This window comes from Allobosea sp. TND4EK4 (genome assembly GCF_900156025.1).
GTDB lineage: Bacteria > Pseudomonadota > Alphaproteobacteria > Rhizobiales > Beijerinckiaceae > Allobosea.
The window spans coordinates 95,886-112,874 of sequence record NZ_FTMO01000003.1 but is presented as its reverse complement, the minus strand read 5'-3'; the positions used below and the strand labels follow the sequence as shown (position 1 = coordinate 112,874).

17 protein-coding genes are annotated in these 16,989 nt (G+C 68.5%); 6 read left to right on the top strand and 11 right to left on the bottom strand.

The genetic code is table 11. From position 1 onward, the window contains the following. Positions 1-9: 9 nt before the first annotated feature. From modB to BW981_RS08050, 5 genes are all read left to right on the top strand, one after another. Positions 10-708, top strand: coding sequence for a molybdate ABC transporter permease subunit (gene modB / locus BW981_RS08070; protein WP_076437976.1), 699 nt, complete (start codon positions 10-12; stop codon positions 706-708). Further along, positions 705-1,847: a molybdenum ABC transporter ATP-binding protein gene (gene modC, locus BW981_RS08065; protein ID WP_175624081.1), complete on the top strand. Its 1,143-nt coding sequence runs from the start codon at positions 705-707 to the stop codon at positions 1,845-1,847. The genes modB and modC overlap by 4 nt, the downstream gene beginning before the upstream one ends. 55 nt (positions 1,848-1,902) lie before the next feature. Beyond that, positions 1,903-4,410, top strand: a complete 2,508-nt coding sequence (locus BW981_RS08060; RefSeq protein ID WP_076438360.1) for a heavy metal translocating P-type ATPase — start codon at positions 1,903-1,905, stop codon at positions 4,408-4,410. A gap of 1 nt (position 4,411) precedes the next feature. After that, positions 4,412-4,822 (top strand): Cu(I)-responsive transcriptional regulator, encoded by a 411-nt coding sequence (gene cueR, locus BW981_RS08055; RefSeq protein WP_076437974.1) that lies wholly within the window; start codon positions 4,412-4,414, stop codon positions 4,820-4,822. Between the two features lie 151 nt (positions 4,823-4,973). Next, positions 4,974-6,392 carry a M20 family metallopeptidase gene (locus BW981_RS08050; RefSeq protein ID WP_076437972.1) on the top strand — a complete coding sequence of 473 codons (1,419 nt, stop codon included), beginning with the start codon at positions 4,974-4,976 and terminating at the stop codon, positions 6,390-6,392. A gap of 409 nt (positions 6,393-6,801) precedes the next feature. Here BW981_RS08050 and BW981_RS08045 read toward each other — a convergent pair whose 3' ends face one another. From BW981_RS08045 to ssb, 7 genes are all read right to left on the bottom strand, one after another. Further along, positions 6,802-7,050, bottom strand: coding sequence for a hypothetical protein (locus tag BW981_RS08045; protein ID WP_076437970.1), 249 nt, complete (start codon positions 7,048-7,050; stop codon positions 6,802-6,804). Positions 7,051-7,154: 104 nt separating this feature from the next. Next, on the bottom strand, positions 7,155-8,027 hold the full coding sequence (locus tag BW981_RS08040) for an energy transducer TonB family protein (RefSeq protein WP_076437968.1): 873 nt from the start codon (positions 8,025-8,027) through the stop codon (positions 7,155-7,157). Then, complete coding sequence (gene exbD / locus BW981_RS08035) at positions 8,024-8,470, bottom strand: TonB system transport protein ExbD (RefSeq protein ID WP_076437966.1); 447 nt, start codon at positions 8,468-8,470, stop codon at positions 8,024-8,026. The genes BW981_RS08040 and exbD overlap by 4 nt, the downstream gene beginning before the upstream one ends. Positions 8,471-8,473: 3 nt before the next feature. Next, positions 8,474-9,421, bottom strand: a complete 948-nt coding sequence (exbB, locus tag BW981_RS08030; protein WP_175624080.1) for a tonB-system energizer ExbB — start codon at positions 9,419-9,421, stop codon at positions 8,474-8,476. 320 nt (positions 9,422-9,741) lie between these two features. Next, positions 9,742-10,092: a winged helix-turn-helix domain-containing protein gene (locus BW981_RS08025; RefSeq protein WP_076437963.1), complete on the bottom strand. Its 351-nt coding sequence runs from the start codon at positions 10,090-10,092 to the stop codon at positions 9,742-9,744. Positions 10,093-10,095: 3 nt separating this feature from the next. After that, positions 10,096-10,596 carry a GAF domain-containing protein gene (locus tag BW981_RS08020; RefSeq protein ID WP_076437961.1) on the bottom strand — a complete coding sequence of 167 codons (501 nt, stop codon included), beginning with the start codon at positions 10,594-10,596 and terminating at the stop codon, positions 10,096-10,098. A 107-nt stretch (positions 10,597-10,703) separates the two neighbouring features. After that, positions 10,704-11,246, bottom strand: coding sequence for a single-stranded DNA-binding protein (ssb, locus tag BW981_RS08015; RefSeq protein ID WP_076437959.1), 543 nt, complete (start codon positions 11,244-11,246; stop codon positions 10,704-10,706). A gap of 238 nt (positions 11,247-11,484) precedes the next feature. On the opposite strand from ssb, the gene BW981_RS08010 reads away from it, so the two are divergent. Next, positions 11,485-11,994: a cupin domain-containing protein gene (locus BW981_RS08010; protein WP_076437957.1), complete on the top strand. Its 510-nt coding sequence runs from the start codon at positions 11,485-11,487 to the stop codon at positions 11,992-11,994. Position 11,995: 1 nt separating this feature from the next. On the opposite strand, the gene BW981_RS08005 is transcribed toward BW981_RS08010, so the two are convergent. From BW981_RS08005 to BW981_RS07990, 4 genes are all read right to left on the bottom strand, one after another. After that, complete coding sequence (locus BW981_RS08005) at positions 11,996-12,568, bottom strand: DinB family protein (RefSeq protein WP_076438358.1); 573 nt, start codon at positions 12,566-12,568, stop codon at positions 11,996-11,998. 80 nt (positions 12,569-12,648) lie between these two features. Further along, entirely contained in the window at positions 12,649-14,088 is a 1,440-nt protein-coding gene (lpdA, locus tag BW981_RS08000; RefSeq protein ID WP_076437955.1) for a dihydrolipoyl dehydrogenase, read from the bottom strand. 15 nt (positions 14,089-14,103) lie between these two features. After that, positions 14,104-15,501, bottom strand: coding sequence for a pyruvate dehydrogenase complex dihydrolipoamide acetyltransferase (locus BW981_RS07995; protein ID WP_076437953.1), 1,398 nt, complete (start codon positions 15,499-15,501; stop codon positions 14,104-14,106). A gap of 12 nt (positions 15,502-15,513) precedes the next feature. Beyond that, on the bottom strand, positions 15,514-16,944 hold the full coding sequence (locus tag BW981_RS07990) for a pyruvate dehydrogenase complex E1 component subunit beta (protein WP_076437951.1): 1,431 nt from the start codon (positions 16,942-16,944) through the stop codon (positions 15,514-15,516). Between the last annotated feature and the right edge of the window lie 45 nt (positions 16,945-16,989).

Here is a 16,989-nt window from a genome sequence, read left to right as displayed (position 1 = left end):
CCGACGGGCTTGACTGACTGGCTGACGCCCGAGGAATGGTCGGCGGTGCGGCTGAGCCTGCTCGTCGCGACCATGGCGACGCTCGCGAGCCTGCCCATCGGGCTCGCCGTCGCCTTGCTGCTGGCGCGCGGGCGCTTCTGGGGCAAGACGCTGCTCGATGCGCTGGTCCACCTGCCCCTGATCCTGCCGCCTGTCGTCACCGGCTATCTTCTGCTGATCGGCTTCGGGCGGCGCGGGCCGATCGGCCAGCTTCTCCATGACGGGTTCGGCATCACCCTCTCCTTCCGCTGGACGGGCGCGGCCCTGGCCTGCGCCGTGATGGGCTTTCCGTTGATGGTCCGGGCGATGCGGCTTTCGATCGAGGCGGTCGATCGCAGGCTGGAGGCTGCCGCCGGGACGCTCGGTGCCAACACCGCCTGGGTCTTCCTCGTGGTGACCCTGCCCTTGTGCCTGCCCGGCATCGTCGCCGGCATGGTCCTTTGCTTCGCCAAGGCGATGGGCGAGTTCGGCGCGACCATCACCTTCGTCTCCAACATCCCGGGCGAAACCCAGACCCTGCCCTCGGCCATCTACACCTTGACCCAGGTGCCAGGCGGCGAGAGCGGCGCGATGCGGCTGACGCTGATCTCGATCGCGATTTCGGTCGCCGCCCTGATCCTGTCGGAGGCGCTGGCGCGGCTCGTCGGGCGCCGGATCGCCACGACATGACGGCGCCGATCCTGGATATTGCCGTGAGCCACAGGCTGGGCGGCTTCACGCTCGACGCCGCGCTGCAATCGCAGAGCCGCGTGACCGCGCTGTTCGGTCCCTCCGGAGCCGGCAAGAGCTCGCTCGTCAACGTGATCGGCGGGCTGATCCGACCGGATGCCGGCCATGTCCGGATAGAGGGGGAGACCCTGGTCGATGTCGAAGCCGGCAGATTCGTGCGGCCGCATCGGCGCCGGATCGGCTATATCTTCCAGGAAGCGCGGCTGTTTCCGCATCTGACCGTTCGGCAGAACCTGCTCTTCGGCCACTGGTTCGTGCCGCGGGCCGTTCGCAGGCCGGCCGAACTGGACAAGGTACTGGACCTGCTCGGCATCGGCCATCTGCTAAGGCGCCGGCCGGGCGCCCTCTCGGGCGGCGAGAAGCAGCGCGTCGCCATCGGCCGGGCCCTGCTCGCCCAGCCGCGCCTCTTGCTGATGGACGAGCCGCTGGCGTCGCTCGACGAGGCGCGCAAGGCCGAAATCCTGCCCTATCTCGAAAGGCTGCGTGACGAAGCCGGAATCCCCATCGTCTATGTCTCACATGCAATGGCGGAGGTCGCCCGGCTCGCGAACACCGTTGCGCTCGTCGAGGCCGGCCGGATCGTCGCCTGCGGCCCGACGGCGGACATTCTCTCTCGGATCGATCTTGCTGGCCGGCCCGGCGCGCCGGAGGCGAGCACGCTCCTGCCCGCCGAAGTCCTCGGCTTCGACGAGCCGTTCGGCCTGGCCCGGCTGGCGACGCCGGCGGGCGAGCTGCTGGTCGGGCGCGGCAGCCTGGTGGCCGGCCAAGGGCTGCGCGTGCGGATCATGGCAAGCGACGTGATGCTCAGCCTCGCCACGCCAACGGGAACGAGCGCGCTCAACGCCCTGCCCGGCACCGTCGCCGAGATCGGCGAGCGCACCGGCGCGGGGGGCAGCGCGGTGCATCTTAGGGTCGCGTGCGGGCGCCAGATGCTGGCCGTGCGGCTGACGGCGAAGTCGGTCTCCAGCCTCGGCCTCGACCTCGGCACGCCGGTCCACGCCATCATCAAGGGCGTCTCGATCGAGACGCCTGACAGGCCTCCCGGCGGAAACGCACAACCAGCCTCACGATGCCCTTGACCTTCCCATGATGGGAATCCCCATATGAGCCGTCATCACGGTAGTGGAGACGGCGATGGCGGTGATCGACAAGAACGGAAGCGGGCTCGCGACGCTCGACATGGCGGTGGGCGGGATGTCCTGCGCGGGCTGCGTCGGCCGGGTCGAGCGCGCCATCGCGGCCGTGCCCGGCGTCGATACGGTTTCGGTCAACCTCGCGACCGAGCGCGCGCAGATCCGCTTCTCCGGGCGCGACGCTGCGGGCGGCGAGACCGTGGCCCGGATCGGAGAGGCCGTGCGGCAGGCAGGCTATGAGCCTGAGCAGCAGAGGGTCGAGCTCTCGGTCTCGGGCATGACCTGCGCGTCCTGCGTCGGACATGTCGAAAAGGCCCTGCGCGCAGTGCCGGGCGTGATCGACGCCAACGTCAACCTCGCGACCGAACAGGCCAGCGTGACGGCGCTTGCCGGTGGCGACCTCGTTCCCGCTCTCGTCGCGGCGGTGGCAAAGGCCGGCTACGAGGCAAAACCTGTCGCACCCGATGACGGGCGCGCTGCGGATGGCCATGACCCTGCGGCCATGGCGAAGCAGGACGAGCAGGCCAGGCTTCTGCGCTCGGTCGCTGTTGCGGCGATCCTCACGGTTCCCCTGCTGGTGATCGAGATGGGCGGCCACATGGTCCCTGCCCTTCATCACGGGCTCGCCGAGACCTTCGGCGAGCGCAATCTGCGCGTCTTCTCCTTCGTGCTCGCCAGCATCGTGCTGTTCGGGCCGGGACTGGTGTTCCTGCGCAAGGGTTTTCCCGCCCTGCTGCGCGGCGCTCCCGACATGAACACGCTGGTGATGCTCGGCGCAGGGGCCGCATGGCTCTCCTCCAGCATCGCGACCTTCTGGCCCGGCCTGCTGCCGGACGGTACGGCGCTGACCTATTTCGAATCGGGTGCCGTCATCGTCACGCTGATCCTGCTCGGCCGCTGGTTCGAGGCACGCGCCAAGGGCCGCACCGGCGCAGCGATCCGCAGCCTGATCGCGCTCCAGCCGAAGACGGCGCGCATCCTGCGGGACGGCACGGAGGCCGACATCCCGGTCGAGGCGGTCAAGCCCGGCGACACGGTGGTCCTGCGGCCCGGCGAGCGGGTGCCCGTTGATGGCGAGGTCATCGACGGGACCTCCTTCGTGGACGAATCGATGCTGACCGGCGAGCCTGCCCCGGTCCGCAAGGAAGCCGGGAGTGTGGTGACCGGCGGCACGGTCAACGGCTCGGGCGCGCTCAGCTTCACTGCGCGCAAGGTCGGTTCCGACACGCTGCTCGCGCAGATCGTGCGCACGGTGCAGGCTGCACAGGGGACCAAGCTCCCGATCCAGGCCGCGGTCGACCGCATCACGCTCTGGTTCGTGCCGGCCGTCATGGCGCTCTCGGCCCTGACATTCCTCGCCTGGCTTCTGCTGGGGCCGAGCCCTGCCCTCTCCTATGCGCTGGTCAATGCCGTCGCGGTGTTGATCATCGCCTGTCCCTGCGCGATGGGTCTGGCGACGCCGACCTCGATCATGGTCGGGACCGGCCGGGGTGCCGAGCTCGGCATCCTGTTCCGGCAGGGCGATGCCTTGCAGGCGCTGAAGGACGTTCAGGTCGTCGCGCTCGACAAGACCGGCACGCTCACCAGGGGCCGGCCCGAGCTGACCGATCTCGAGCCGGCGGAAGGTTTCGAGGCGGATGAGGTGTTGTGGCTCGTCGCCTCCGCGGAGAGCCGCTCGGAGCATCCGCTGGCGCTCGCGATCGTCGCCGCCGCCCGGGAGAAGCGCCTCGCCCTGAGCGACCCGGCGGATTTCGCCAGCGATGCCGGTCGCGGCGTCACCGCCATGATCGAAGGCAGGTCCGTCGCCATCGGCGGCCCGCGGCTGATGGAGCGGATCGGCGTCGAGATCGCCTCTTTCTCGGGCCGGGCGCAGTCCCTGGCGGAAGCCGCAAAGACCCCGCTCTATGCCGCGATCGATGGCCGGTTCGCGGCGATCATCGCCGTTGCCGATGCGATCAAGGACACCTCGCCGGCCGCCATCGCAGCCTTGCACGGGCTCGGCCTGAAGGTCGCGATGGTGACGGGCGACGACCGGCGCACGGCCGCGGCCATCGCCCGCCGGCTCGGCATCGACGACGTCCGCGCAGAGGTGCTGCCGACCGACAAGGCCCAGGTCGTCAGGGACCTCCAGAAGGGCGGTGCCAAAGTGGCCTTCGTCGGGGACGGCATCAACGATGCCCCGGCGCTGGCCCAGGCCGATGTCGGCATCGCCATCGGCACCGGAACCGACATCGCGATCGAGAGCGCCGACGTCGTGCTGATGTCCGGCGACGTCATGGGCGTGCCGCGCGCGATCGCGCTCTCAAAGGCGACGATCGCCAATATCCACCAGAATCTCGGCTGGGCCTTCGGCTACAATGCGGTGCTGATCCCGGTTGCGGCCGGCTTGCTCTACCCCGCCTTCGGCATCCTGCTGTCGCCGGTTTTCGCAGGGCTCGCCATGGCGATGTCGAGCGTGAGCGTGCTCGCCAACGCGCTAAGGCTCAGGCGCTTCAAGGTGGAGTCGTGAGATGAATATCGGCGAAGCCTCGGCGCGCTCGGGCGTCAGCGCCAAGATGATCCGCTATTACGAGAGCATCGGGCTGATCGCGCCAGCCGCGCGTACGGCGTCCCAGTATCGCGTCTATGCCGAGGACGAGGTGCATACGCTGCGCTTCATCCGCCGCGCCCGCGACCTCGGCTTCTCGCTGGAGGAAACGCGCGAGCTGCTCGCCTTGTGGCACGACCGCAGCCGCGCCAGCGCCGACGTCAAGAAGCTGGCCACGGACCATATCCGCGATCTGGAGGCCAAGGCCGCCGAACTGCAGGCGATGGCCGACACGCTGCGGCACCTTGCGGCGCATTGCCATGGCGACCATCGGCCCGATTGCCCCATCCTGGCCGATTTCGCCGCTGCGCCCGCCATGCGGGACAAGGCCTGAGACGCCGCTCCGTCATGCGCCTGCGCGGTGGACGCGGGCGGCTGGGATTGCTCTTATGCCGCGTCCGCCCGCGCCGCCGGCGCCCGGCGGATCGATCTCACAACGAGGATGGCGGCTCGCCGGTGACCGGCCGGGCGCCAGTGGAACGAGCATGGACAATCGAAACGATCTTTGGCGGCATGTCGACGCGAACAAGGAGCGCCTGATCGCGCTCAGCGACCGGGTCTGGGGCATGCCCGAGGTGTGCTACACCGAGAAGCGCTCGGTCGCCGAGCATGTCGCCGAGCTGAAGCATCATGGCTTCCGCATCACCGAGAACGTCGCGGACATTCCGACCGCCGTGATCGGCGAGGCGGGCGAAGGCGGCCCGGTCATCGCCTTTCTCGGCGAGTACGACGCCCTGCCCGGCCTGTCGCAGGAGGCCGGCATTGCTTCGCACAAGGAGATCGAGACCGGCGGCCATGGCCATGGCTGCGGCCACAACCTGCTCGGCTCGGCCGCCCTGCTCGCCGCCGTGGCGATGAAGGATTGGCTGGCCGAGAACAAGATCCCCGGCCGCGTGCGCTATTATGGCTGCCCGGCCGAGGAAGGTGGCGCCGCCAAGGCCTTCATGGTCCGCGCCGGCGCCTTCGACGACGCCGATGTCGCGATCTCCTGGCATCCGTCGAGCTTCTGGGAGGTGGCGCCGGCGCTGGCGCTCGCCAACACCCGTGCCGATTTCGTCTTCACCGGCCGCGCCTCGCATGCCGCTGCCGCGCCGCATCTCGGCCGCTCGGCGCTCGACGCCGTCGAGCTGATGAATGTCGGCGTGAACTACATGCGCGAGCACATGCCGTCCGATGCACGCGTCCACTATGCCCTGCTCGATACCGGCGGCATCGCCCCCAACGTCGTGCAGGCCCATGCCCGCGTGCGCTATTCGATCCGCGCGCGTGATCTGCGCGGCATGCTGGAGCTCGTCCAGCGCGTGAAGAAGATCGCCGAAGGCGCGGCTTTGATGACGGAAACCAAGATGGAGATGCGCATCGTCAGCGCCGTCTCCGACCTTGTCGCCAACACCCCGCTCGAGGAGGCAATGCACAGGGTGATGGAGGATCTCGGCCCGCCGCATTTCGACGACGCCGACAAGGCTTTCGCCGAGGAAATCCGCAAGACGCTTTCGCCTCAGGACATCGCCGCGATCTGGCGTACGGTCGGCATGACCGACACCGGCGCGCCGCTCGCAGACTTCCTCGTGCCGCGTGACGCCAAGCGCAACCCCGCCATCGGCTCGACCGATATCGGCGATGTCAGCTGGGCCGTTCCGACGGTCCAGGCCCATGCGCCGACTGTCGCGATGGGCACCCCCTTCCACACCTGGCAGGTGGTGGCCCAGGGCAAGCAGCCCGCCGCTCACAAGGCGATGGTCCATGTCGCCAAGGCGATGGCCGCGACCGGCGCGGCTGTCCTGAGCGATCCCAAGTTGATGGAAGCCGCCAAGGCGGATCACAAGTCGCGCCTCGGCAAGGAGGGCTACACCTCCCCGCTGCCGCCCGAGGTGAAGCCGCCGCTGACGATGTCTCTCGGCTGAGCGCAGTCCCCATCCGGAGCGACCCGACGGCTCCGCATGGTATCCGCGCATTCAGGTAACAGGGCCGTCGGAGCCTGAGTTCCGGCGGCCTTTTCGTAGGCGCCTGCAAGGCGAATGCGGCGCGGCCAGGCCTGCGACCGCCTCGTGGTCGCGGCGGCCGGGGCGACGCTGCCTAAGAAACCATCATATCTGTCGAGACTGAGAGGTAAGCCGTTGAATTCGCGTCTCTTCGTCTGGCTATAAAACAGGTCAGTCTTGCTTCCCTTTTGCCCTTGCGGGAAAACGTTTTCAGGCCTATCTATATCGCAGCGCAGCAGAGATGTTGCGTCGCCCTCCTTGGGCGTTTCCTCCCTAGACTTGGGCTGCGCTCTGCGCGGCCCTTTTTTCTTGTCGGAGCGATCGTGCGCTCTTACCAGCGCCGCCAGCCATACCAGGGCGGCCCGCCGAAGCCGGCATCGATGCGGTCGAACCGGGCGCGCCGCTCGGCGGAGCGGTCCAGATCGAGCTGGAGCAGGCAGTTGGAAAAGGCTTCGCTCGGGACGCGGAAACCGTAGCTGCGGCAACGCGCCTCGTCGGCGGCCCGCAGATCCTCGGTCGTGACGCAGCCGCTGCAGGCCAGGCCGATCAGGAGCGCCGCAGCGAGTTTCGGTGCCACCATGGTGATTCTCCTATCTGCGCCCATTCCCGATCAACCGCTGGCGTCGCAGGCGGTTCGTCCGTTTTCGCGCGAGCGGACGCGGCAGGCAACCAGTGCGAACGACGTCAGCGCGAGAAGCGGATCGGCACGGCCAGCGAAACCGCCCCGCCGCCGCCCAGCCCTTCCGGCGGCGCGGGGACGGGGCTCGCACGGCGGATCATCGCGACGGCTTCCTCGTCCAGCGCCGCATCGCCCGAACCGCGCACGAGCCGCGCCGAGGTGACGCGCCCGGCCCTGTCGATGCTGAAGGCGACCTGAACCGTACCGGGGGCGGCCCCGCTCGGGAAGCGCTTGAAGCGGTTGAGATGCGCGATCAGCGATCCGCGCCAGCTCGCGGCAGCCGCCGGCGAGGCCGAGGAGGCTCCCGAGGCGGGCGCAGCCGCCCGCTCGGCGATCTGCGCCTGCGCGGCCGGGGCGGAGGTGCGTTCGGCGCGGGGCTTGTCGGGATTGATCGGCTTCTTCCGCTCGACGACCTTCGGCTTGGGCAGAGGCTTGCGCTCGATCTTCTTCGGCGGCGGTGGTGGCTCCTGCTTCGGCGGCGGCGCGAGGGTCGCGGCGGCATCGGGCAGCGGCGGCAGCTCGGGGATCTTGATCTCAGGTTCCGGCACCGCGACAGGCTCCGGCTCCTCCTCCGGCGGCGGAGGCTCCATCTCCTTCGGCGGGTCGGTGGGCTTCGGCGGCTGTGGTTCGGGCTGCGCCTCGACCGTCTCGGGCCCCGGCGCAAGATCCTGCTGCGGCATCTCGGGCGCGACGGCCAGAGGCGCGAGCTCGATCATGACCGCCGCCGACGGTGCGCCGGGCGCGGCTTCGGCGCGCTGCCAGGTCGCGATCGCCCAGCCGGCGCCGCCATGCGCGCCCGCGACCAGCAATGCCGCCAGCCCCCAGCGCAGCGTCGCGAGGCCATAGCGATCGAGCGTCGTGGTGCGGCCCGCACTCACGGCCTGGTTCCCGCCGCGCCTTGGCCCGTATCCTCCAGCCCGACCAGCGCGATCTTGAGATAGCCGGCGCTGCGCAACTGGTTCATCACCTCCATCAGATCGCGATAGGAGACGGCGCCGTCGGCGCGCAGGAAGACGCGCTGCTCGCGGTCGTGGTTCGTGCGCTGGTCGAGCGTCGCCTGCAGCGCCTCGCGCGGCACGGCGTCATTGCCCAGCGCCAGGGAGAGGTCGCCCTTCACGGTCAGGAACACCGGCGTGTCCGGCCGCGGCTGAGGCTGCGCATTGGAGACCGGCAGGTCGACCGCGACATCGACCGTCGAGAGCGGCGCCGCCACCATGAAGATGATCAGAAGCACCAGGATGACGTCGATGAAGGGCGTGACGTTGATATCGGCCACTTCGCCGAGCTCGCCGTCCTGCGGTTCCTTGAGCGAGACGGCCATGGCTCACTCCGCCGCGATGCGGGGCGGGACCGCGCCGCCACGCTGCCGGCGCTCCAGATCGCGCGAGAGATGCCGCAGGATTTCCCCCGACGCATCCGACAGCGTCGCCCGATAGCCGGTGATGGCACGGGCGAAGACGTTGTAGATGATCACGGCCGGGATTGCCGCGACGAGCCCGATCGCCGTCGCCAGCAGCGCCTCGGCGATGCCGGGCGCGACGACGGCGAGGTTGGTGGTCTTGGCCTGGCTGATGCCGATGAAGGAGTTCATGATGCCCCAGACCGTGCCGAACAGGCCGACGAAGGGCGCCGTCGAGCCGATCGTCGCCAGCAGGCCGGTTCCGCGCGCCATGTTGCGCCCGGCCCGGGCCTCGACCCGCGACAGGGCAATGGCAGCGCGTTCCTTGGTGCCGTCCGTGCCGAGATCGGCTGAGCGCCGCGCTTCGTCGAGCGCGGACGAAACAAGGTTGCCCACCGCCCCGCTCAGCCGCCCTCTCCTGGCCTGCATCGCCTGCGCCGCGGCCTGAAGGCTGTCCGCCTGTTCCAGCCGGCGCAACGCGCGCGTCGCGGCGGTCTTGGCCGCGGCCAGTTCCATCGCCTTGGCAAGCCAGATCGTCCAGGTGACGAGGGAGGCGAAGGCGAGCCCGATCATCACCGCCTTCACGACGATGTCGGCGGCCATGAACATGCCCCACGGCGACAGATCGTGCGGCAGGACGGCTGTCGCGGCCGCGGCCGGCGGCGCTGCTGGCGCAGGTGCCTCCGCCGAGAACGCGGGATGCGCGGTGCTGGGCGGGGCGATGCCCATCCCAGGCAGGGCTTGCGGCACCGGGTTGCTCGGCGCTGCGGCGCCCGCCGGTGGCGCGGTCTGCAGCTGCGTCTGGGCCTGCCCGGCCGATAAGGGAAGGATCACGAGGCCAATCGCGACGATGGCCGAACGAAGCACGCTCATCCTGACAAGTCCCATTCTCCGAAGCGCCCTGGCTCCGGCCCGCCGCCCCTCGGGCAGGTCCCCGGCGAGAAACCGGACGGCCTGGCCATTCGAAGGCGATGGTGGTCTTCCACATTGGAATAATTAAAAAATACAAGCATTATCAATGGCTTGTATGCCAAACCCAGTGTTGGAATCAGCTCGCTCTGTCAACCCCTCGCATTCCCTGGCGGCCCCGACCGCGCACGATGAGGGGGTGCGAAAGGGGCGTGGCATCACCACGGAGGCCCGCTTCGCGAGCCGTGCCGGGGGGCTTGGGCGCGCCGGGACGGGCAGCCGACTCAGACAGGTTCGGTCGGGGTGATCTCGGCTTGCAGCGCCGCCAGATGCTCGCCGGCGGCCAGCGCCACCGCGGCCTCGATCGCGCGGAAGTGCTCGACGAGCCTGCGGCCGAGCGCGGTCAGCCTGGCGCCTCCGCCATTGCGGCCGCCGACCTGTCGCTCGACCACCGGCTTGCCGAACAGGGCGTTCAATTCCTCGACCAGTTCCCAGGCGCGCCGGTAGGACATCGCCATCGCCCGGCCTGCGGCCGAGATCGAACCGAGCGCCTCGATCTTCTCGAGAAGCTCGATCTTGCCGGGGCCGATACGGCCGGCCGGGTCGAGGTCGATCCGCAGGAGCAGCGACGGCACGGGTCAGGTCAGCGCCACAACGCCGCAGCCGACGAGGTAGAGCGCCGCGATCCGCTCGATTCCGACGCGGTCCGCCTCGTCGAAACGCGCAGGCGACGGGCTGTCGAGATCGATGACGCCGATGACGCCGTCAGGGCCTGGCAACGGCACGACGAGTTCCGAGCGCGAGGCGGCATCGCAGGCGATATGCCCGGGAAAGGCGTGAACATCCTCGATCAGCATCGTCCTGCGCCGCGCGACGGCCGCGCCGCAGACACCCTTGCCGACAGGAATGCGCACGCAGGCCGGCTTGCCCTGGAACGGACCCAGCACCAGCTCCCCATCACGCATGAAATAGAAGCCGGCCCAGTTCAGATCCGGCATCGTCTGGTAAAGCAGCGCGGCAGTGTTGGCGGCATTGGCGACCGCGTCGGTCTCGCCATGGAGAAGCGCTTCGAGCTGGGCAGCGAGTTCGCGATAGAATACCGCCTTGTCGCCTGTCTCGATGCTGCGCGCCTCGAACATGGTGCCGCGCCTCCTCACCTCGGCAGCCGGCGCAGCCGGCCGAACGATGACGCACACTACCGTCTGCGATCGCGATACTCTGACGGCGTAGACCGTCCCAACTGATCCTAGAACGGGATGTCGTCGTCGAGATGGCTGGAGGATGAACGTCCGCCGCCGCTCGACATGGCTGGCTGGCGCGAGCCACCGCTACCGCCCATCGCGCCCTGCCGGCCGAAGGAGCCGCCGGCTCCGCCCGAGCGCTCCTCGCCATAACCGCCGCCCGAGCCCTCGCCATATTCCTCGCTCCCGCCGCTCTGGCGGCTGTCGAGAATGGTCAGCTCGCCGCGGAAGCGCTGGAGCACGATCTCGGTCGTGTACTTCTCGACGCCTGACTGGTCCTGCCATTTCCGGGTCTGGAGCTGGCCCTCGATGTAAACCTTCGAGCCCTTCTTGAGATACTGCTCGGCCACCTTGGCGAGGTTCTCGTTGAAGATCACCACGGAGTGCCACTCGGTGCGCTCCTTGCGCTCGCCCGACTGCTTGTCGCGCCAGGTCTCCGAGGTGGCGATGCGCAGGTTGACGACCGGCTCGCCGCTGCCGAGGCGGCGCACTTCAGGGTCGCGCCCGAGATTGCCGACCAGAATGACCTTGTTGACGCTGCCAGCCATGGCGGCTTCCCTTCCTGCGCACTTCATCACGAAACGGTCTTGCGACCGGTGCGGGACCCTACGCGCCCGACGCCCCACGATCAATCATGTTCTTGATTTGTTCAAGCCCTTTCGCGCCGGTTGTCCCCTGTTTTATCGAGGCTGGCGCCAATGGTGGCCGATCGCTCAAATGCAGTCCATTCCCGAAAGCGCACCTTCACGCCGGCATCCTATGAGGGCTTTGGCTCAAGGAGGACCCATGTCGCTCAAATTCATGATCGCCAGCGCTGCCGCCACGATGCTGCGCCAGATGCCTGCCGTCGCTGCCGCTCCCGAGCAGCCTCCTCTGGTCGCCCATGCCCTCGGCGATCTCGAAATGAAGGCGGCGCCCATCGAGCCCTCATGGGTCCTGGCCGGTGACCCGCAGGCGCGGGTGGCCCTGCATTCGCGCGCCGGAGACGACGCGGCGAGCACGGCGGTCTGGGATTGCTCGGCCGGCACCTTCCGCTGGTACTTCGACTGGGACGAGACGGTCGTGATCCTCGAGGGCGAGGTGCATGTCACGGCGGCGGACGGCTCCGAGCGCGTGCTGCGCACCGGCGATATCGGCTATTTCGCAGGCGGCACCTGGGCGACCTGGCGCATCGAGACCTATGTCCGCAAGATCGCCTTCTGCCGCAAGCGCTTCCCCAAGCCGGTCGCGCTCGCCTATCGGCTCCGCAATGCCCTGCGCGGCGATGCAAGCTCGCAGGGCGGGCTCGCCGCCTGAGCTAGGGGGCGGCGGCCGCCTGCCCCCAGACGCCCTCCTCCGTCCAGCCGAGTTCGGCGAACTCGGCCGCACGCAGGGGCGCTTCTCCCACCGAATAGAACTCGTCGAGCTGCGGCGGCGCCACCGATGTGCCGCTCAGCATCGCATGCGCCTGCCCGCGATGGTGGATCTGGTGCTGGACAAGATGCAGGAGCAGGCGGCCCAGTCGCTCGCGCTGGATGTGGCTGCGACGGTGAACCGACACGATGCGGTCGAAGCCGGCTTCGCCAGCCTGCTCGACGATGGCGATCAGCCTCCGGTCGATGTCGCCTTGCGCCTGCCGCAGCGCCGCAACATCCGTGCAGGGCTCAGGATCGGCCCAGGCGTCCGGCCCGAGCCGGCCGCCCTCCATCGCATCGATATAGAACCGGTCGATGACGAGGATATGGTTCAGTGTCGCCCGCAGGCTCGGGAAGAACCCTGTCCGCGGGGCGATGAACTCATCCTGTGAAAGTCCGGCGCAGGCGCTAAGCAGCCGGTGGTTGGCCCAGGCATTGTTGTGGGCCATGCCGCGGAAAAGCAGGGCAACACCCATCGTCGACCTCTCCATTCGGCATGGGACTCGCCCCGCCCCCCGGGACGCCACGTCTTCCGGGCTCGCGAGGCGGCGGCTGATCAGGCGTTCAGCACCTTGCCATAGGCGTCGAGCACGCTTTCCTTCATCACCTCCGACAGGGTCGGATGCGGGAAGACGGTGTGCATCAGCTCTTCCTCGGTCGTCTCGAGGTTCATCGCGACGACGAAGCCCTGGATCAGCTCGGTGACTTCGGGGCCGACGAGGTGGGCGCCGAGCAGCTTGCCGGTCCTGGCATCGAAGATCGTCTTGGCGAGGCCGGAATCCTCGCCCAGCGCGACGGCCTTGCCGTTGGCGACGAAGTTGAAGCGCCCGACCTTGATCTCGTGCCCGGCCGCCTTGGCCTTCGCCTCGGTCAGGCCGACGCTGGCGATCTGCGGGTGGCAATAGGTGCAGCCCGGGATCATCGCCTTGTCCATCGGATGCGGATGCAGGCCCTTGATCGCCTCGACGCAGATCACTGCCTCATGCTCGGCCTTGTGGGCGAGCATCGGCGGGCCGGCGACGTCGCCGATGGCATAGAGCCCCTTCACATTGGTGCGGCAGAAATCGTCGATGACGATGCAGCCGCGATCGGTCTTCACGCCGAGCGCTTCCAGCCCGAGATTCTCGATGTTGCCGACGACACCGACGGCCGAGATCATCCGCTCGGCGGTGATGGTCTGCTTAGCCCCCTTCTCGTCCTCGATATGGGCCGTGACGCTGTCCGCGCCCTTCTCGACCTTGGTGACCTTGGCCGAGGTCAGGATCTTGATGCCCTGCTTCTCGAAGGCCTTGCGGGCGAAGGCGCCGATCTCGGCATCCTCGACGGGAACGACCTGCGGCATCACCTCGACCACCGTCACCTCGACGCCCATCGTCCGGTAGAAGGAGGCGAACTCGATACCGATGGCGCCCGAACCCATCACCAGGAGCGATTTCGGCATCTTCGCCGGAACCATCGACTCGAAATAGGTCCAGATCAGCTTGCCGTCCGGCTCGATCCCGGGCAGCGCGCGCGGCCGGGCGCCGGTCGCGACGATGATGTGGTCGGCGGTGTAGGTGCCCTCGCCCTTGGCGTTCTTGGGCGGCGGCACCTGCGGCTGCATCGCCGGCTTCTTCGTCGGCGCGACGGTGATCGTGCCGGGCTTGGTCAGCACCGCCTCGCCCCAGATCACGTCGACCTTGTTCTTCTTCATCAGGAACTGGACGCCGTTGTTCATCCGCGCGGCGATGCCGCGCGAACGTTTCACGATGGCCTCCAGATCGGCCTTGAACGAGCCTTCCAGCACCAGCCCGTAATCCTTGGCGTGCTGGCCGTAATGCAGGATCTCGGCCGAGCGCAGCAGCGCCTTGGTCGGGATGCAGCCCCAGTTCGAGCAGATGCCGGCGAGGTGCTCGCGCTCGACGATCGCGGTCCGGAAGCCGAGCTGCGCCGCCCGGATGGCGGCGATGTAGCCGCCGGGACCGGAGCCGATGACGATGATGTCGTAGTCAGCCATGATCGTTCTCGGGCCTCAAACCAGCATTGCCATCGGCTTCTCGATATAGCCCTTGAACGCCGCCAGAAGCTCGGCGCCGAGCGCGCCGTCCACCGCGCGGTGGTCGGTCGAGAGCGTCACCGACATCACCGTCGCGACCGCGAGCTGGCCGCCCTTGACCACGGCGCGCTGTTCGCCGGCGCCGACCGCCAGGATCGTCGCATGCGGCGGATTGACGATGGCCGCGAAGTCCTTGACCCCGAACATGCCGAGGTTGGAGACCGCCGTCGTGCCGCCCTGGTACTCCTCGGGCTTCAGCTTGCGGGCCTTGGCGCGGGCAGCATAGTCCTTCATCTCGTTGGAGATCTGCGAAAGCGTCTTGTGGCAGGCGTCGCGGATGATCGGGGTGATCAGGCCGCCGGGGATCGAGACGGCGACGCCGACATCGGCATGCTTGTGCTTGAGCATGGCGTTCTCGGTCCAGGAGACGTTGGCGTCCGGCACGGCCTTCAGAGCCAGAGCGAGAGCCTTGATCACCATGTCGTTGACCGAGAGCTTGTAGGCCGGCTTGCCATCCTTCTCGGGCGCAGCCGCGTTCAGCTCCGCGCGCAGCTTGAGCAGCGCGTCGAGCTCGCAATCGACCGTGACGTAGAAATGCGGGACGGTCTGCTTGGCCTCGAGCAGACGGCGCGCGATCGTCTTGCGCATGCCGTCATGCGGGATTTCCTCATAGGAGTCCGGCGCGAAGAGCTTCTTGACCGCATCGTCGGACGGAGCGGCGGCCAGAGGGGCAGCGGCCGGCTTCGCCGCCGCGGGACCGCTGGCTGCGGACGCCGCAGTCGGCGCGGCCTTGGCACCGCCGCCCTTCTTCGCGGCCTCGACATCCTTTTCGACGATGCGGCCATGCGGGCCGGAGCCCTGGACGGACGAGAGGTCGAGCCCGGCCTCCCTGGCGATGCGGCGCGCCAGCGGCGAGGCGAAGGGGCGCGAGCCGTCGGCCTTCGGAGCCGTCGGGGTCGAGCCGGCGACGCTGCCGCCATACCCTGAAGCAGAGGCCTCCGGTGCCGCGACCTTTGGATTGGCCTGTTCGGCCGTAGCTGCCGGCTTGGCGGCCTCGGGCTTGGCCGCTTCCGCCTTAGGAGCATCGGCTTTGCCGCCAGCTGCCGGGGCGGACACGCTCTTGGCGTCCTCGCCCTCGCCGGCGATGATGCCGATCACCTCGTTGACCGCGACATCGGCCGTGCCTTCCGGCACCACGATCCTGGCGAGGATGCCCTCGTCGACCGCCTCGACCTCCATGGTGGCCTTGTCGGTCTCGATCTCGGCGATGACGTCGCCGGACTTGATGGCGTCGCCTTCCTTCTTCAGCCATTTGGCGAGATTGCCCTTCTCCATGGTGGGAGAAAGCGCGGGCATCAGGATGTTGGTCGGCATCGGTCGGCCCTCTCAGCGATAGCAGACGGACTTGGCCGCCGCGACGACCTCGCCGATGTTCGGAAGCGCAAGCTTTTCGAGGTTCGCCGCATACGGCATCGGCACGTCCTTGCCGGTGACGCGGACGACGGGGGCGTCGAGATAGTCGAACGCCGCCTCCATGATCTTCATGCCGATCTCGGCGGTGACGCCGGATTGCGGGAAGCCTTCCTCCACGGCGACGCAGCGATTGGTCTTCTGGACGGAGGCGACGACGGTATCGATATCCATCGGGCGGATCGTGCGCAGGTCGATCACCTCCGCCTCGATGCCCTCCTTGGCCAGCGCCTCGGCGGCGCCGAGCGCATAGGTCATGCCGATGCCGAAGGAGACGATGGTCACGTCCGTGCCCTGCCGGACGACCTTGGCCTTGCCGATCGGGATCAGGAAGTCGTCGCCCTTCGGCACCTCGAAGGACTTGCCGTACATGATCTCGTTCTCGAGGAAGATCACCGGGTTCGGATCGCGGATGGCGCTCTTGAGCAGGCCCTTCGCGTCAGACGCGCTGTAGGGCATCACCACCTTGAGGCCGGGCACGTTGGAGTACCAGGCCGCGTAGTCGTGGCTGTGCTGCGCGCCGACGCGGGCGGCCGCGCCGTTGGGGCCGCGGAAGACGATCGGCGCGCCCATCTGGCCGCCGGACATGTAGAGCGTCTTGGCGGCGGAGTTGATGATCTGGTCGATCGCCTGCATGGCGAAGTTGAAGGTCATGAACTCGACGATGGGCCGCAGGCCCGACAGCGCCGCGCCGACGCCGATGCCGGCGAAGCCGTGCTCGGTGATCGGCGTGTCGATCACGCGCTTGGGGCCGAATTCCTGCAGCAGGCCCTGGGTCACCTTGTAGGCGCCCTGATATTCCGCGACCTCCTCGCCCATCACGAAGACATCGCCGTCGCGGCGCATCTCCTCGGCCATCGCGTCGCGCAGCGCCTCGCGGACCGTCTGGCTGACGATCTCGGCGCCGGCCGGGAATTCGGAGGAGGCGTCATAGGCCTTGGCCTGAGCCGGGGCACTGCCGACGCCGGTCTCGGCCTTGGCTGGCGCGGCGACGACCGGTGCCTCGCCGACGGCGGCCGGCGGGGCGGACTGCGCGACCTTCGGGTCGCTCGCGGCCGGCTTGGCGCTCTCGCCCCCGGCGCTCGCGGCGGCATTCACGTCCTCGCCCTCGGCGGCGATCACGCCGATCCTGGTGTTGACCGCGACGTTCTCGCTGCCATCCGGCACCAGGATCTTGGCCAGGATGCCTTCATCGACCGCCTCGACTTCCATGGTCGCCTTGTCGGTCTCGATCTCGGCGATGACATCGCCGGCCTTGACCGAATCGCCTTCCTTTTTCAGCCACTTGGCCAGTTTTCCTTCCTCCATGGTGGGGGAAAGGGCAGGCATGAGAATGTCGATCGGCATGGGGGTACCCGGATTTAAGACGCGGGAAGAACGTAAACGGAGCGC

What these genes read in the sequence shown, in the direction of transcription:
- modC (WP_175624081.1), top strand. Translation starts at nt 705, where the DNA reads ATGACGGCGCCGATCCTGGATATTGCCGTGAGCCACAGGCTGGGCGGC.
- BW981_RS08060 (WP_076438360.1), top strand. Translation starts at nt 1,903, where the DNA reads ATGGCGGTGATCGACAAGAACGGAAGCGGGCTCGCGACGCTCGACATG.
- cueR (WP_076437974.1), top strand. Translation starts at nt 4,412, where the DNA reads ATGAATATCGGCGAAGCCTCGGCGCGCTCGGGCGTCAGCGCCAAGATG.
- BW981_RS08050 (WP_076437972.1), top strand. Translation starts at nt 4,974, where the DNA reads ATGGACAATCGAAACGATCTTTGGCGGCATGTCGACGCGAACAAGGAG.
- BW981_RS08045 (WP_076437970.1), bottom strand. Translation starts at nt 7,050, where the DNA reads ATGGTGGCACCGAAACTCGCTGCGGCGCTCCTGATCGGCCTGGCCTGC.
- exbD (WP_076437966.1), bottom strand. Translation starts at nt 8,470, where the DNA reads ATGGCCGTCTCGCTCAAGGAACCGCAGGACGGCGAGCTCGGCGAAGTG.
- exbB (WP_175624080.1), bottom strand. Translation starts at nt 9,421, where the DNA reads ATGAGCGTGCTTCGTTCGGCCATCGTCGCGATTGGCCTCGTGATCCTT.
- BW981_RS08020 (WP_076437961.1), bottom strand. Translation starts at nt 10,596, where the DNA reads ATGTTCGAGGCGCGCAGCATCGAGACAGGCGACAAGGCGGTATTCTAT.
- ssb (WP_076437959.1), bottom strand. Translation starts at nt 11,246, where the DNA reads ATGGCTGGCAGCGTCAACAAGGTCATTCTGGTCGGCAATCTCGGGCGC.
- BW981_RS08010 (WP_076437957.1), top strand. Translation starts at nt 11,485, where the DNA reads ATGTCGCTCAAATTCATGATCGCCAGCGCTGCCGCCACGATGCTGCGC.
- BW981_RS08005 (WP_076438358.1), bottom strand. Translation starts at nt 12,568, where the DNA reads ATGGGTGTTGCCCTGCTTTTCCGCGGCATGGCCCACAACAATGCCTGG.
- lpdA (WP_076437955.1), bottom strand. Translation starts at nt 14,088, where the DNA reads ATGGCTGACTACGACATCATCGTCATCGGCTCCGGTCCCGGCGGCTAC.
- BW981_RS07995 (WP_076437953.1), bottom strand. Translation starts at nt 15,501, where the DNA reads ATGCCGACCAACATCCTGATGCCCGCGCTTTCTCCCACCATGGAGAAG.
- BW981_RS07990 (WP_076437951.1), bottom strand. Translation starts at nt 16,944, where the DNA reads ATGCCGATCGACATTCTCATGCCTGCCCTTTCCCCCACCATGGAGGAA.